Genomic DNA, 13,419 nt, shown 5'->3' on the forward strand with positions numbered 1-13,419 from the left:
TTTGGGCGAAGCGGCCCTATTTTTTCGACTCAATCTGGCCAGGCTCAGCCTATCCAGCGATCCTATGCCTGTTGCACAAACGTCAGCCGCACCGCAAAACCAATCAGCAGACTGCCAAACAACCACTGCTGGACGCGTTGGGCCGAAGGCGATCGTTGAAGCCAACGTCCCAGGGCTACGCCCGCCAATGCGTAGGCACTGTCGAACAGCAGGCCGACGCCGACCAGCAGGACACCCAGGGTCGCGAACTGCCCCAGCACCGGCCCGTCCTGTGGATCGACGAACTGCGGCAGCAGCACCGAGCAAAACAGCAGGGCCTTGGGATTGAGCAGATTCGTCAGCAGGCCACGCCGAATCGCCTGATACCAACGCCGTTTTCCGGCTTCGACGGCAGAGCCTTCAAAACTCGGCAACAACGTGCTTCGCAGGCATTGAAAACCAATCCATAACAGATACGCCGCCCCGGCCAGGCGCACGACGTCGAACGTCCATGGCGCGGTCTTGAACAAGGCCGAAAGCCCCAGCGCCGCCAATGCCACGTGACATCCACGAGCCACCCCCAGGCCCACCGCCGTCGCCAGCGCCGCGCCCTTGCCCTGACGGGCACCGGTTTGCAGCAGCAGAATCATGTCCGGTCCGGGCAACACGTAAACTACCGCCAACGCCATCAGGAACAACCAGAGTTCTGCCATCTCACATCCCCTTTATTGACGATCCGCCGGTGCTCAGTCTATGGCGAAGGGGCAGGGCAGGTGGTTGCGAAGTCAGCTTCTAAGGCTTAACAAATTGGCATAACCTGCTAGCTATTCGTAAAACTCAATCGGAAACTGCCAATCCATGAAGCTGGATGCCTTCGACCGCAAAATCCTCGCCGCGCTGCAACGCGATGGCCGCCTGAGCAATGTGCAACTGGCTGAAGAAATAGGCTTGTCCCCATCACCCTGCCTGCGCCGTGTGCGGATGCTTGAAGAGGCCGGTGTCATTCGCGGTTACCAAGCCGTCCTGGACCGCGACGAAGTGGGGCTGGGATTGACGATTTTTGTCGGTGTGAAGGTGGAACGGCACAACGACGAACAAGCCGAAGCGTTTCGCCGGGCCGTCACGGCGTTGCCGGAGGTGATCTCGGCGTTTTTGGTGTCAGGCGAATCGGATTTTCTGTTGCAAGTGGTGGTGCCGGACCTGCGCGCCTACGACCGATTCCTCACCGGCCGGCTGCTGAAACTGCCGGGGGTCAGTGATATTCGCAGCAACTTTGCGATTCACACGGTGAAGACACCGGGGGCATTGCCGTTGGGGCATTTGCCGGGGGGTTAAAAATGCCCCGAAATGTCGGCAACGCTATTCACTTCAGGCAGCCGACAATCTTGTGGCGAGGGAGCTTGCTCCCGCTGGGCCGCGAAGCGGCCCCAAAACCTGCTGAATGCGGAGCATCAGGCCCACCGCATCCAACCGGGTCACGACTGCTTCGCAGCCGAGCGGGAGCAAGCTCCCTCACCACAGTGTGCCTACTGTTGCTCAGCGTTAACGGGTTTGCGCTTCTGGCCTGGGCGTAATGACTTTCACCACGTCATCGATCACCGCCTTGCTCATCTCCAACAAAAAATGCGCGGCCCAGGCGTAGCGGTCGGTGCTCTTTTCAAATGCCGCGTCTTCGGCAAGCCGATGGGCGAGATGCAAAAGATCCGATGCCCGCTCCAAAGCTTCTTGGATGGGCACGCCGCTGTTGACACGGAACAGTGCTCGATCAGCGGAATAGTTGAAGGGGGTGTAGCCGATGGTTTTGAGGGAGGAGGCTTCGTTCATGGCCTGCCTCCGAAGATTGGAAGGTTGTTGGCCTGCAACTGAAGCTTGTTTTGGTAAAGGTGGAAACAGGATGGAATTACGTTTTGCATGGTTTCACTCCTTGATTTGAGAAACCGCCGCCATCCTTTCCTAGATTCGGGTGGCGACCGTACGTGGGCTAGGAACCGGGAATCAAGGCACCCGGCACACCCGAAGGTGTCCCACGCACAGCCGCCATAAAACGTCATCGCAAACACAAAAAGCGCCTGCAATTTTATGGGCGCTGTGCGCCTTGATTCAACGGGTTCCTAGGCCCGGTCGCTGAATTTGCAGCGACATCGAAAGAGTAGCCATCGAAAGACAAGGGCAACAAGGCGAAAACTCGCCGAAAAAGCAAAGAAGGCACACCCCTACGCAACTCTCGGATTTTGCCCACAAACTAAGCGGGAGCCGACCGCTATCCACCGCCACTCAGATAGGAAATAGTGCTTCGCGAACGGACTACAGGATTGGCAATGAGCGATTGACGTCCGACGGATTTTGCCGGCTTCGCAGAAAGCGACGCTTAGGACGGCGGCTCAAGCTGGAAGGATGATCGATGCTTCAGAACGACCGCGATAATTTAGAACTCGATAAACTCTTGGTCGAGACCCGAAAATTGTTGGCTGAAACTCGCAAGCTTACGGCTGAGGAAACGAAGCTGAAGCACGAAGCCTTTTGGTACCCATACGCAGTAGGGGCAGCGGTAGCGACCGCCATTGTCGCCATTGCGGGTTTTGGGATTAAAATTTGAGCGCGGGTTCGCTCTACCCAACATTACGGGGACTTGAGTGTTGCAAGCACACGACTCATATTGCTCAAATGGTCCACAAACTCACCACGGCCCGCAGCCTCGAAGGGAAAGAGACATGCCCACACATCGCAGTTATCAAGCCAGCATCGAGCAATTGCATCAAGAGGTAGAGGCGTTAGCTGAAGAGATGAGGCGCCCGACCCCGACCGCGATCCGCGTTACGTTGCTGCCGTTCAGCATCGGCGCTGCCTTCGCCCTGACCCTGTTTGCCGTTGTCGCGTTTGTCGCAAAGCATGTTTGATTCTCTGTCATGCGCCGACGAATAAGGCCAGATGGGCATCAATAACGGACATCCGTGTTCTCCTTCACATGGCCTCGACGGCCCGGATCACTGGGCGTCATCCGCCGGCGCGTCGTCCTCACCCTCCGGTGGCGCCCCGTAAGGCCTGCCAATCTCGACCCGGTCGGCCTTCACCCAACCGGTATAGTCCTCGCCATCTTTTGCGATGTAATTCACCTCCAGCCATGACTCGTCTTCAAGACTGGAATAAACAGTGAGGGAGTCGCCGGGTATGACGAAAATCTTCTTATTGGCACAGGCCTCGTCCGGCGCTTCGTGGAAATGCACACGCCCGGTGCCAATGACTTTGCCTTGCACGGACGGATGAAACTCAGGAACCGTTCCCGAGAGTTTCTCCGCCAAGGCAGAACAGTCGACAGCCGCCTGGCTCAGGCTGCTGAAAAGGCACAGGCACAACAAGCTTGAACGCAGCTGCATCTTGGCAAATTCCGTTTTTGAGGGAGGCGTAGGATAGAGAAATCGGGAGTTATTGGGGAAGCAGCGTCTACCGAATGATCAACAGCGGTGTTGGAATGACGCTAGGAAAAAACAAAAAACCGGATTTTTTACATCCTCTGTCCCGTGCCCCCTCAATGTTTCACTGTCTATGCAGAAAAAACTCCCTCCTTAGACGGGTATGGCTTTCAATCCGGGCCGCAAATAATAGCGCCAGACAATCTATGCGCTCCCATCATTGGAGCTGGCTTGTAGTGGGACGGCAACTTGTGCCGGTGCTCGTGCCGGAGATCGTGATTGAGGGAAAATCGAAGTCCGGCGACCGTGCGGGTCTTCCACCGTGATTCCCCAGCGCCGTTGACCGTTCTCTGCGCAGTGATATTGCATAGCTTTGATGCGACGCGAGTATCGCTGGACAATCGCGTCATAGTTGGCATGGGTATGGACGTTGGTAAAAGGACCATCACAAACAGTGCGACCGGCGATCGGGTAAAGGATGGTCGAACAGATCAAGTCAGCGATTTGCAAGCAGGCGTGGTTGTCGCTGATACCGAAAACGGCGGCTTCCTCGACCGAGGGATAGGCATCTCCGCCTCTGCCGAGTTTGTGCTTCTGGGTGAAGATTGAGTGAGCCACGTAACGGTTGCGCGCAGGGTCGCGAAAGTCCGCGATGATCATGCCCCGAGACTCTTGGTCGATCAGGAAATGCTGGAACCGCTTCGCAATGTTCTGCGCGGTGATAGTGTAGATTGATCGGTCTTCGAGGGCTTGACCGTACTGTTTCACTCAGACTCGCGCTACTAGCTTGATGTCGTGCGTCTTGCAGATACTCAACACGCCATCCATAAACTTGAAATGATGCTCGACCAGTGAATGATTTGCGGGATGGCGTCTGATGTCGCTCCTCAGATCCGACCCTTTGATTTCCTTGAGTAGCACGTTAAGCGCGTGTCGTTCATCTTTGAAGAGCTTGGGGTAAAACTGACGCTTGAGGCTGATGAACTCATCAGTGATCCTGCTGATTCGTTGCGCATCTACAAAGAGCCCTGCAATGATCAGCATGGGTTGCTTGTTGTCAACGTCACTTAGGATAGGTTGTGAATCACCAGATTCGTCGATATAGCAGATATGCATAACGAACCCCAGAAATAGAACAGCCACCTTAAAGGTGGCTGTGGTCTGCTTTCGCAGTATGTTGCATCGGACTTAACCGATACTTAGGTCAACCGTTCGACGGTTGTGAGCGCATCTTGGGCAGAGTCTATCTGCTTGTCAACCCTTGTGGCTCCTTGCAGACCGGAATTGGATATCTAATCAGCTCAAAACGGGTAGGTGCCACTGAGGCTTTCTAGACGCGTTGCGATTTTGCGACGGCCATGGGGCAAGGGAGGGCAGCAGGCTGGCGTTTCCGCACGAATCGGGTAACTGTCACGAAACTGTCACCTGTTTCGCCTGACGCCGATTGGATATCGCTGGAGGCCTTGAAAACAGTGGAGCGGGTGAAGGGAATCGAACCCTCGTTATCAGCTTGGGAAGCTGGAGTAATGCCATTATACGACACCCGCTCGGAGCGGCTGACTTTGTACCAGAAGTGGACACGGATTTGAAGTTTTTCTTTACCGGCGGTGAAGTGACTCGTTTGCGCAGGCCCCAAACCAGAGCGGTCGTTCGCGGCAACCCCCGTCGCTGAAGAGACGGGGGTTGCTCGCGAGGACGCGGCTTCAGATTGCCAGTGCATGGTAACCCTGCACGTAGTTGTAGCGCGGGCGGCTTTCGTGATGGGCCGGGGTGAGGAAGCCCAGCAGCGCGTCGCGGCTGTCGCGGCAGGCGGCCTTGTGTTCCATGTCCAGGAAGTGCCCGGTGGCTTGCACGGTGCTGAAGCTGCTGTGCTGCACGTGGTTGGCAAAGAGCCTGGCGTCGCCGGCGGTGGTGTATTCGTCCCATTCGCCGTTCAGGAACAACACCGGTATGTTGATTTTTTTCGCGGCCTCCACGTAGCACTGCTGGTTGCTTTGCAGCACATCAGTGATGTGGAAATGCATCTGCCCGTACTCATGCTCGGCCAGGCTGCTGACGTGGCGATAGTTGAAGCGCTTGAACAACGGCGGCAGGTGTTTGCCGATGGTGTTGTTGACCAGGTGCCCCACGCGATCGCGGTCCAGGTTGCCCAGGTAATCGACCCCGCGTTCCAGATAGTCGCGCATCGGTGCGTTGAGCACCGGCGAGAACGAGCTGATCACGGCTTTCTCGATGCGCCGCGGACGCTGGGCGAGGGCGCTCAGGGTGGCAGCGCCGCCCCACGAGAACGACAGCACATGCTCGGCCGCGAAGTGGTCGATCAGTTCCAGGAGGATCTGGCCTTCGATTTCCTTCGTCAGCATTCTCTCGTGCCGGTTGTGTGCTTTTGACTTGCCCGCGTAGGGCTGGTCGTACAACACGACGTTGAATTGCGGATGGAGGTTTTTGACGGTCTGTGCAAACGACGCAGTAGTGGCCATCGAGCCGTTGACCAGGATGATGGTCTTTTGTGCGGCATCTGCGCGATAGAACTCCGTGTAAACCCGATACTGACCCTGTATATCCAGCACAGCGATTTCTGGCCTCATGTCATAAGACTCCTGGCAAGCGGGTATGCGCGCAATGAGATTGCACGACCAATGTGACAGCTAGGCATACGCCTGGAAGATAAGGCCCATGTCGATCCGAGCAGACTGGTCGACGGGTATTGTTATAGGCGGGCATTTCGCCGGCTAACGAAGCGGAAACCGAGGGTTCCGACCGGCAAAAGGTTTCTTAGAGGTATAAGGTGACTCATCGGTCACATTTTGTCCGACGGTTTGATTCAAGCAGGGGGTCGGCAGATGCGCAAGTCCCCATTTGAAAATTGTTCGACACTTCTGCCCAGCGGTAGTGGGCTTCAGATAAGACCGATTTCTTCCGGACTCAGCGCGCGGTATTGGCCGGGCGCCAGGTTGGCGTCCAGCAACAACGGGCCCATGCGCTCGCGATGCAGGCGCAGCACCTTGTTGTCGAAGTGGCCGAACATCCGCTTGACCTGGTGATAACGCCCTTCAACGATGCTCAGTCGCGCCGACCTCGGCCCCAGCAGCGTCAGCTCTGCCGGTTGTGTGGTGAGGTCTTCGAAGGTGAAGTACAGGCCCTGGGCGAACGTGGCGGCGTACTCGGCGGTAATGTCTTGCTCAGTCTCGACGTAATAGACCTTGGGCAGTTTGGTCTGCGGTTGGGTCAGGCGCCGCGACCAGGCGCCATCGTTGGTGATCACCAGCAAACCGGTGGTGTTGAAATCCAACCGCCCGGCGATGTGCAGGTCTTGTTTATCCGGTTCCTCCAGCCAGTCGAGCACGGTGCGATGTTGCGCATCGCGGGTCGCACTGACGCAACCGGGCGGTTTGTGCAGCATGAAATAGCGCGCCGGACGACCGGCTTGCAGCACCTCGTCGTTCACTTCGACGCGACTGAATTCGCGCACTTGAGCATGAGGGTCGCTCACGGTTTGGCCGTCGATCCGCACCCGGCGTTCCACCAGTAACAGGCGGACCTGCTGACGATTGAAACGCGGCAGATTACTGAGAAAACGATCGAGGCGCATGAGCAGTACGGGCAAGAAATTAGGCGGGGTATCTTACGTGATCGATCGGGGCGTGGCGTTTAATTGGGCTTGGACCTGGGCGCAACGCGGGCACAGGCAGGATTGATCCCGCAGCTCGGCCGGCAAAGCTTCGAGCACCGCCGGGTCGATGCGCACGCTGTAGCACCAGCAGGCTCGGTCAACGGTTTGCGGGTTGGCCAGGGTGCAGTCATTGGCCCCGCCGCAGGCTGGGCAACATTCGGGTTTATTCATAACTGGAGTGAGGCATTTCCACGCAGGTTCGGTTGCACCCAGTCTGTCGGGCGCGTTGCAAGGCATGATCGGCCCGGCAGAGCAGGCTGTGCAAGGAGTCTTCGTCCTGCAGTGTCGTCAGGCCGATGCTGACGGTGACCTGCAATTGCTTGCCGCTGCAGAAATAGCGCTGTTTTTCGATGTACAGGCGAATCTTCTCGGCGACGGTCAGGCCGGTGTGTCCGTCGGTGTCCTTGAGCAGTATGACAAAAGCCTCCGTGCTCCAGCGACAGACAATGTCGGAGTGCCGCAGGTTGTCTGCCAAATCCCGAGCGAAACCGGCCAGCAACTGATCACTGGCGATGTGGCCGTAGAGGGTGTCCAGCCGCTTGAAATCATCGAGCTCCAGCAACAACGCGGACAGTGGTTTCGGTTCGCGTTGGGCTTCGTGCAACGCTTGCACCGCCAACAGGTTGAAGCCATGGCGGTTGGGCAGCTCGGTCAGGGTGTCGAGGGTGGCTTGGGCTTCGATGCGGCGTTGGTAGCTGTTGATCAATCGATAAACAATGACCACCACGGCCAGCGTCACGAGCAGGCCGAGCAGCAGGCTCAGGTACAGCGCCTTGAAAAGATTGTCCCTCGCCGAGGCTGGGGCGGCGTTGTAGCCCAGCCATGCCGTTATCAGGAAACCCGTACCCAGCAACAGTGCCACGGCGATGAGCGGCTTGTGCCGGGCATGCAAAGGTGAGCGAAGCGACATGGCGATCCCCTTGGCGCAGACCCAATGGAGTCAGTTTAGTGGCGTTGCGGGAAAAGACAGGCGGATTTCGGTTTGAGTGTCGGGGGTGATGGCCGAAAAACGGCAAAGCGCTACATGTTTCAACTTATTGCAAAAACGCACCAGATTCCGATTTTGCTGTCTGAATATTCGTCAGTCACCCAAAGATGACTGCCGCTCATCAGCGTTGCTGATGTGGCCCATTCGCGGTCCAGGAGGCCGCCATGTATCGACGACTGCTTCTCCTTGCGCTTCTCGGTTTGACTCTTTCGGCCTGCGTGCCTTACTACGACGGAGACTCGAGCTATTACCGTTCCGAGGTCTACACCTCACCGACACCCATCTATTACGGCGGAAGCTATTATTCGTCGCCGCGCGGCTACTACGCTCCGCGGTACTACCAGCCGGCGCCACGTTACTATTCGGCACCGCGCTACTACCAACCCGCTCCCCGCTATTATTCACAACCGCGGGGGGGCTACTGGTCTAATCCCGATAGAGGTGGCTGGGGCGGCCACGACCGGGGCGGCTGGGATAACGACCGTGGTGGTCGAGGCGGGCGTGATCATTGGGGGCATGGTGATCGCGACGGACGGGGCAACCATCGTTGATCCCGGGGCAGCGAAAAGCGGCGCATTGAGCGCCGCTTTTTTTATGTCTGTGTGCCTGCCCGCGATGACGTCAGCCCAGACAACCCAAACCCCGTGGCGAGGGAGCTTGCTCCCGCTCGACTGCGCAGCGGTCGCAGAACCAGGCAATGGGGTCTACCTGGAACAATGCAGGGGCCTGCTGCGCAGGCCAGCGGGAGCAAGCTCCCTCGCCACGGGGGATCGGTTGAGGTTTGCGATCGCGAGCAAGCTTTGCTCCCACCGGAGACACTCCCGGGGTTCTTCACTCGTTGGACAAATCCGCCAACGGATGCCGACCTTCCCAGGCCTTGTGAAAATGCGCTTCGACCGCCGCCTCGGGCACGTGGTTGATGTCTGGCCAGTGCCAGTGGGGTTTGTGGTCCTTGTCGATCAGCCGCGCCCGCACGCCTTCGCTGAATTCCGGGTGACGACAGCAGTTGAGGCTCAGGGTGTATTCCATCCGGAACACACCGGCCAGGGACAAATGTCGGGCCCGGGCAATCTGTTCCCAGACCAGATGAGCGGTCAGCGGGGCGCCTTCGGTCATGGTCTTGGCGGCCCGGGCGATCAGCGGATCAGGATGGTCCACCAACAGGCTGAGGGCTTTCCAGGCGCAGTGCACGTCGCTGACGTCCAGCCATTCGTCGATTTGTTGTCGGCGCGGTAGCCACTGGGCTTCGGGCCATTGCGCGACGGCCTCCTGCTGCAAGGCCTTGAGCAAACTGTTGAGCTGCATCTCGGTCTGTTCCTGCCAGTTGAGTTGCAGCAGCCCTTCGATCAGCTCGTCTTGTTGTTCATCCAGCAAGAAACGGTCGGCCAGGCCCAGGTCGATGGCGTCTCGTGCATTCATGTGGGCACCGGTCAGGCCGAGAAACAGCCCGAGCTTGCCCGGCAGGCGCGATAGAAACCAACTGGCGCCGACATCCGGGTACAGGCCGATGCTGATCTCCGGCATCGCCAGGCGACTGCTTGGCGTGACAATGCGGGTACTCGCGCCTTGCAGCAGGCCCATGCCGCCGCCCAGTACATAGCCGTGGCCCCAGCACAGCAGCGGTTTGGGGTAGGTGTGCAGGTTGAAGTCCAAACGGTATTCGGCCGCGAAAAATTGCGCAGCCAGCGGCGGCACTTCTCCGGGATGGGCACGGCAGGCTTCCACCAGGCTGCGCACTTCACCGCCGGCGCAGAAGGCCTTGGCGCCGTTGCCGCGCAATAACACGCAAACAATTTGGGATTCCTTGGCCCAGGCGTCGAGACGTTCGCGCAGGGCGTTGATCATTGGCAGGGAGAGGGCGTTCAGGGACTTTTCGGCATCCAGCGTTGCAATGCCGATGCGGGCACCGTCGATGCCGGTGAGTTCTTCGAAGTGCAGATTCATCGTGACCTCGATCGGAAATTTGAATGATCAGTATGACCGCTGCGTGGGAAAGTGCCGGATCTACGTCAGATCAATTGACAAGCCATGTAGGCTTTCCTAGGGTGCGCCCAATGATTTTACCGAGTGCAACCATGACCTCTGACGACCGTATCAAACTCGAACCAAGCTGGAAGCAGGCATTGCGTGCCGAGTTCGACCAGCCCTACATGGCAGAGTTGCGCGAATTCCTGCGCTTGGAACACGCGGCCGGCAAGGAGATTTACCCACCCGGGCCGCTGATTTTCAATGCCCTCAATTCCACTCCGCTGGATAAGGTCAAGGTGGTGATCCTTGGCCAGGACCCGTACCACGGCCCGGGCCAGGCTCACGGCCTGTGTTTCTCGGTGCAGCCAGGCGTGCCGGCGCCGCCCTCGCTGGTGAACATCTTCAAGGAGTTGAAGCGCGATTTGAACATCGACATCCCGAATCACGGCTACCTGCAAAGCTGGGCCGACCAGGGCGTGTTGCTGCTCAACACCACCATGACTGTCGAGCGCGCCAACGCCAACGCCCATGCGGGCAAGGGGTGGCAGCATTTCACCGATCGGGTCATCGAGGTGGTGAGTGAACACCAGCCACACCTGGTGTTCCTGCTGTGGGGCGCTCATGCCCAGAGCAAGCAGAGGCTGATCGACGCCACCAAGCACCTGGTGCTGACGTCGGTCCATCCGTCGCCGTTGTCGGCGTATCGCGGGTTCCTGGGATGCGGGCATTTCAGCCGGACCAACAAATTCCTCGAACAACAGGGCGAGGCGCCGATCGACTGGCGGTTGCCGCCGGTTTAAGCAATCGGCAGTCAGGGCCTCATCGCGAGCCTCGCGATGAAGGCCTCTCGGTCTATAGTTCCGAACCCGGCCTGCGAACCCAATACCTGAACAACGGTTCCGCCAGGAACAACACGAACAACAGCCGCATCACCTGCAACGCCGTCACCAACGGCACCGACAGTTGCAGCGTCTGTGCCGTCAGGCTCATTTCCGCGATGCCGCCGGGCATCATGCCCAGCGTCAATGAACGCAGGTCCAGGTGAGTCAGGGCGCTCAGGCCCAAGGCCGCCAGGGTGGCGATCAGCATCGTCAGGAACGTGCCGATGAGGGTGCGGCCCATGAACGACGGCGCGCGCCGGAAGAACTGCCGGTTGAAATGGCAACCCAATCCGCTGCCGATCAGCCACTGGCCGATCTGGCTGGCGCCGTTGGGCAGGCCGATGTGCAGGTCCCAGCCAATGCTCACCGCCGCGCTCACCAGCAGCGGGCCGAACAACCAGGGGTTGGGTTGGCGCAAGCGTTCCCAGACCCAGGCGAGCAGGGCGCCCGCGGGGAACAGAAGCGCCAGCCACCACCAGTCCACCGTCGTGGCGTGTTGCGCCGGGGCGCCTTCGCCCAACAGGTACTTGAACGCCGCCGGTACACACAGCACCACCACCAGCACTCGCAAGCTTTGCCCTGCGGCGACACGACTGAGGTCTGCACCATTGCGGGCGCCCAGGTTGACCATTTCACCGGAGCCGCCCGGCATGCTCGAAAAGAAAGCGGTGGCGGGGTCCTCGCCGGTGCGACGCATCAGCCAGACCCCCACCACGCTGGATACGCTGGTGATCAGCGCACCGAAAAAAATCAGGCCGAAGTGGCTCAGCACCTGCTCCATCACCACCGGGGTGAAGTGCAGGCCGATGCCGATGCCGACCACCCATTGGCCGCACTTGCGGCCGCCGGGGATTTCCATCAACTGCCACGGCGTCAGGCAGCGCACGAGGATGATCGCCAGCAACGAGCCGACCATCCACGGCAAAGGCCAGCCAACCAGGCTGGCCAGATAACCGCCGGCCAGGCCGACCAGCGGTGTTCCCCACCATTGCTTGAAGGATTTATCAGGCATTGGCCAAGGCACGACGTTGAGCGCTGCGCCGACGCCAGATCCGCAACAATGGCATGAGCAACATGATCGCCGTCAGGATCCAGCAACCGAAGGTGATCGGGCTCGACCAGAGGATTTCCAGTGCACCGTTGGAAATCGACAGCGCGCGACGCAGGTTCTGCTCCATCAGGCCGCCGAGGATGAAGCCCAGCAGCACGGGCGACAACGGGAAGTCCAGCTTGCGCAGGATGTAGCCGAAGATGCCGATGCCGATCATCAGGAACAGGTCGAACGTGGTGGCGTGCACTGCATAGACACCGATCCCGGTGATGATCGCGATGACCGGCACCAACGCCCAGTTCGGTACCGCCAGGATGCGGGTGAAGACGCGGATCATCGGGATGTTGAGGATCACCAGCATGATGTTGGCGATGAACAGCGACGCGATCAGGCCCCAGACGATGTCTGGCTGTTGCTGGAACAGCAACGGCCCCGGGGTGATGTTGTACAGCGACAGCGCGCCGATCATCACTGCCGTGGTGCCCGAACCCGGAACGCCGAGCGTCAGCATTGGCACCAGTGCGCCGCACGCCGCGCCACCGATGGCGGTTTCCGGGGCGGCCAAGCCGCGTTTGTCACCCTGGCCGAACGTGCCGTTGGTGCCGGCGATGCGCTTCTCGGTCATGTAGGCCACGGCACTGGCCAGGGTCGCGCCAGCTCCCGGCAACACGCCCATGATGAAACCGAGCACGCCGCACCGCAGGTTCACGATGAAGACCGATGCCGCTTCCTTGAAGTTGAACATCATTCGCCCGGTGGCTTTCACTGCTTCCTGGCCGCGATGGGTTTTCTCCAGCAGCAACAGGATCTCACTGATGGAAAACAGGCCCAGCACCAGCACGACGAACTGGATGCCGTCGGTCAAGTGGATGTTGTCCCCGGTGAAACGGTAGACACCGCTGTTGGCATCGATCCCGACGCTGGACAGGAACAGCCCGATCAACGCCGCAATGAACGTCTTGAGCGGTCGATCGCCGGCCATGCCACCGAGGCAGACGATGGCGAACACCATCAGGACGAAATACTCCGCCGGTCCGAAGGCAATCGCCCATTTGGCCAGCAGCGGTGCGAACAGCACCATGCCGCAGGTGGCGATGAACGCGCCGATGAACGAACTCCACGCCGACAATGACAGCGCCACGCCGGCCAGGCCTTGGCGAGCCATCGGGTAACCGTCGAGCGTGGTCATCACGGTGGAGGCTTCGCCCGGGATGTTGAGCAGGATCGAGCTGATGCGCCCGCCGTATTCGCAACCCAGGTACACCGCCGCCAGCAGGATCAGCGCCGACTCCGGGGGCAGGCCCAGGGCAAAGGCGATCGGGATCAGCAGGGCCACGCCGTTGATCGGCCCCAGGCCCGGTAACAGGCCGACTACGGTGCCGATCAGCGTGCCGGTCAAGGCCGTCACCAGGTTGTAGGGCGTCAGTGCAACGCCAAAACCCTGGCCGAGATAATTCAGGGTATCCATA

General features: G+C 59.4%; 14 protein-coding genes, 1 tRNA gene and 2 pseudogenes. 5 read left to right on the forward strand and 12 right to left on the reverse strand.

Going from position 1 to position 13,419, the window contains the following annotated elements; all coding sequences use genetic code 11:
• Positions 1–62: 62 nt before the first annotated feature.
• Positions 63–692, reverse strand: coding sequence for a LysE family translocator (locus ACODSJ_RS08735; protein WP_489101339.1), 630 nt, complete (start codon positions 690–692; stop codon positions 63–65).
• Positions 693–837: 145 nt separating this feature from the next.
• Between ACODSJ_RS08735 and ACODSJ_RS08740 the strand changes: the two genes are divergently transcribed.
• The gene (locus ACODSJ_RS08740; RefSeq protein ID WP_489101340.1) at positions 838–1,314 is read left to right on the forward strand and encodes an Lrp/AsnC family transcriptional regulator; all 477 of its coding nucleotides are present in this window, start codon (positions 838–840) and stop codon (positions 1,312–1,314) included.
• 207 nt (positions 1,315–1,521) lie between these two features.
• On the opposite strand, the gene ACODSJ_RS08745 is transcribed toward ACODSJ_RS08740, so the two are convergent.
• Complete coding sequence (locus ACODSJ_RS08745) at positions 1,522–1,803, reverse strand: DUF3077 domain-containing protein (protein ID WP_489101341.1); 282 nt, start codon at positions 1,801–1,803, stop codon at positions 1,522–1,524.
• A 577-nt stretch (positions 1,804–2,380) separates the two neighbouring features.
• Here ACODSJ_RS08745 and ACODSJ_RS08750 point away from each other — a divergent pair.
• Both ACODSJ_RS08750 and ACODSJ_RS08755 read left to right on the forward strand, forming a co-directional pair.
• Positions 2,381–2,575, forward strand: a complete 195-nt coding sequence (locus tag ACODSJ_RS08750; protein ID WP_489101342.1) for a hypothetical protein — start codon at positions 2,381–2,383, stop codon at positions 2,573–2,575.
• Between the two features lie 115 nt (positions 2,576–2,690).
• Positions 2,691–2,876 carry a hypothetical protein gene (locus ACODSJ_RS08755; RefSeq protein ID WP_489101343.1) on the forward strand — a complete coding sequence of 62 codons (186 nt, stop codon included), beginning with the start codon at positions 2,691–2,693 and terminating at the stop codon, positions 2,874–2,876.
• An 87-nt stretch (positions 2,877–2,963) separates the two neighbouring features.
• Here ACODSJ_RS08755 and ACODSJ_RS08760 read toward each other — a convergent pair whose 3' ends face one another.
• The 7 genes and pseudogenes from ACODSJ_RS08760 to ACODSJ_RS08790 form a co-directional block, all read right to left on the reverse strand.
• Positions 2,964–3,353: an SH3 domain-containing protein gene (locus tag ACODSJ_RS08760; protein WP_489101344.1), complete on the reverse strand. Its 390-nt coding sequence runs from the start codon at positions 3,351–3,353 to the stop codon at positions 2,964–2,966.
• 240 nt (positions 3,354–3,593) lie between these two features.
• Positions 3,594–4,505, reverse strand: a pseudogene (locus ACODSJ_RS08765) (DUF3800 domain-containing protein).
• 357 nt (positions 4,506–4,862) lie between these two features.
• Positions 4,863–4,936: transfer RNA gene (locus tag ACODSJ_RS08770), tRNA-Gly, on the reverse strand.
• Between the two features lie 156 nt (positions 4,937–5,092).
• The gene (locus ACODSJ_RS08775) at positions 5,093–5,977 is read right to left on the reverse strand and encodes an alpha/beta fold hydrolase (protein WP_489101345.1); all 885 of its coding nucleotides are present in this window, start codon (positions 5,975–5,977) and stop codon (positions 5,093–5,095) included.
• Between the two features lie 311 nt (positions 5,978–6,288).
• Positions 6,289–6,981 (reverse strand): pseudouridine synthase, encoded by a 693-nt coding sequence (locus tag ACODSJ_RS08780; protein ID WP_489101346.1) that lies wholly within the window; start codon positions 6,979–6,981, stop codon positions 6,289–6,291.
• Between the two features lie 33 nt (positions 6,982–7,014).
• Positions 7,015–7,233: a cysteine-rich CWC family protein gene (locus ACODSJ_RS08785; protein ID WP_489101347.1), complete on the reverse strand. Its 219-nt coding sequence runs from the start codon at positions 7,231–7,233 to the stop codon at positions 7,015–7,017.
• Positions 7,226–7,834 (reverse strand): annotated as a pseudogene (locus tag ACODSJ_RS08790) (GGDEF domain-containing protein); the annotation flags it as partial. The pseudogene ACODSJ_RS08790 and the gene ACODSJ_RS08785, both read right to left, overlap by 8 nt.
• A 380-nt stretch (positions 7,835–8,214) precedes the next feature.
• Between ACODSJ_RS08790 and ACODSJ_RS08795 the strand changes: the two are divergent.
• Positions 8,215–8,601 (forward strand): hypothetical protein, encoded by a 387-nt coding sequence (locus ACODSJ_RS08795; protein ID WP_489101348.1) that lies wholly within the window; start codon positions 8,215–8,217, stop codon positions 8,599–8,601.
• 280 nt (positions 8,602–8,881) lie between these two features.
• Here ACODSJ_RS08795 and ACODSJ_RS08800 read toward each other — a convergent pair whose 3' ends face one another.
• Entirely contained in the window at positions 8,882–9,994 is a 1,113-nt protein-coding gene (locus ACODSJ_RS08800) for an enoyl-CoA hydratase/isomerase family protein (RefSeq protein WP_489101349.1), read from the reverse strand.
• Between the two features lie 131 nt (positions 9,995–10,125).
• Here ACODSJ_RS08800 and ung point away from each other — a divergent pair, with 131 nt between their 5' ends.
• Entirely contained in the window at positions 10,126–10,818 is a 693-nt protein-coding gene (ung, locus tag ACODSJ_RS08805) for a uracil-DNA glycosylase (RefSeq protein WP_489101350.1), read from the forward strand.
• Between the two features lie 52 nt (positions 10,819–10,870).
• Here the strand turns inward: ung and ACODSJ_RS08810 are convergent, their stop codons facing one another.
• Complete coding sequence (locus tag ACODSJ_RS08810) at positions 10,871–11,911, reverse strand: AbrB family transcriptional regulator (protein ID WP_489101351.1); 1,041 nt, start codon at positions 11,909–11,911, stop codon at positions 10,871–10,873.
• The gene (locus ACODSJ_RS08815) at positions 11,904–13,418 is read right to left on the reverse strand and encodes a tripartite tricarboxylate transporter permease (RefSeq protein ID WP_489101352.1); all 1,515 of its coding nucleotides are present in this window, start codon (positions 13,416–13,418) and stop codon (positions 11,904–11,906) included. The genes ACODSJ_RS08810 and ACODSJ_RS08815 overlap by 8 nt, the downstream gene beginning before the upstream one ends.
• Position 13,419 lies beyond the last annotated feature (1 nt).

The organism is Pseudomonas sp. FG6 (assembly GCF_057809015.1).

Excerpts from the sequence above, each read along its gene's own strand:
- ACODSJ_RS08735 (WP_489101339.1), bottom strand. The coding sequence starts at position 692 with ATGGCAGAACTCTGGTTGTTCCTGATGGCGTTGGCGGTAGTTTACGTG.
- ACODSJ_RS08740 (WP_489101340.1), top strand. The coding sequence starts at position 838 with ATGAAGCTGGATGCCTTCGACCGCAAAATCCTCGCCGCGCTGCAACGC.
- ACODSJ_RS08745 (WP_489101341.1), bottom strand. The coding sequence starts at position 1,803 with ATGAACGAAGCCTCCTCCCTCAAAACCATCGGCTACACCCCCTTCAAC.
- ACODSJ_RS08750 (WP_489101342.1), top strand. The coding sequence starts at position 2,381 with ATGCTTCAGAACGACCGCGATAATTTAGAACTCGATAAACTCTTGGTC.
- ACODSJ_RS08755 (WP_489101343.1), top strand. The coding sequence starts at position 2,691 with ATGCCCACACATCGCAGTTATCAAGCCAGCATCGAGCAATTGCATCAA.
- ACODSJ_RS08760 (WP_489101344.1), bottom strand. The coding sequence starts at position 3,353 with ATGCAGCTGCGTTCAAGCTTGTTGTGCCTGTGCCTTTTCAGCAGCCTG.
- ACODSJ_RS08775 (WP_489101345.1), bottom strand. The coding sequence starts at position 5,977 with ATGAGGCCAGAAATCGCTGTGCTGGATATACAGGGTCAGTATCGGGTT.
- ACODSJ_RS08780 (WP_489101346.1), bottom strand. The coding sequence starts at position 6,981 with ATGCGCCTCGATCGTTTTCTCAGTAATCTGCCGCGTTTCAATCGTCAG.
- ACODSJ_RS08785 (WP_489101347.1), bottom strand. The coding sequence starts at position 7,233 with ATGAATAAACCCGAATGTTGCCCAGCCTGCGGCGGGGCCAATGACTGC.
- ACODSJ_RS08795 (WP_489101348.1), top strand. The coding sequence starts at position 8,215 with ATGTATCGACGACTGCTTCTCCTTGCGCTTCTCGGTTTGACTCTTTCG.
- ACODSJ_RS08800 (WP_489101349.1), bottom strand. The coding sequence starts at position 9,994 with ATGAATCTGCACTTCGAAGAACTCACCGGCATCGACGGTGCCCGCATC.
- ung (WP_489101350.1), top strand. The coding sequence starts at position 10,126 with ATGACCTCTGACGACCGTATCAAACTCGAACCAAGCTGGAAGCAGGCA.
- ACODSJ_RS08810 (WP_489101351.1), bottom strand. The coding sequence starts at position 11,911 with ATGCCTGATAAATCCTTCAAGCAATGGTGGGGAACACCGCTGGTCGGC.
- ACODSJ_RS08815 (WP_489101352.1), bottom strand. The coding sequence starts at position 13,418 with ATGGATACCCTGAATTATCTCGGCCAGGGTTTTGGCGTTGCACTGACG.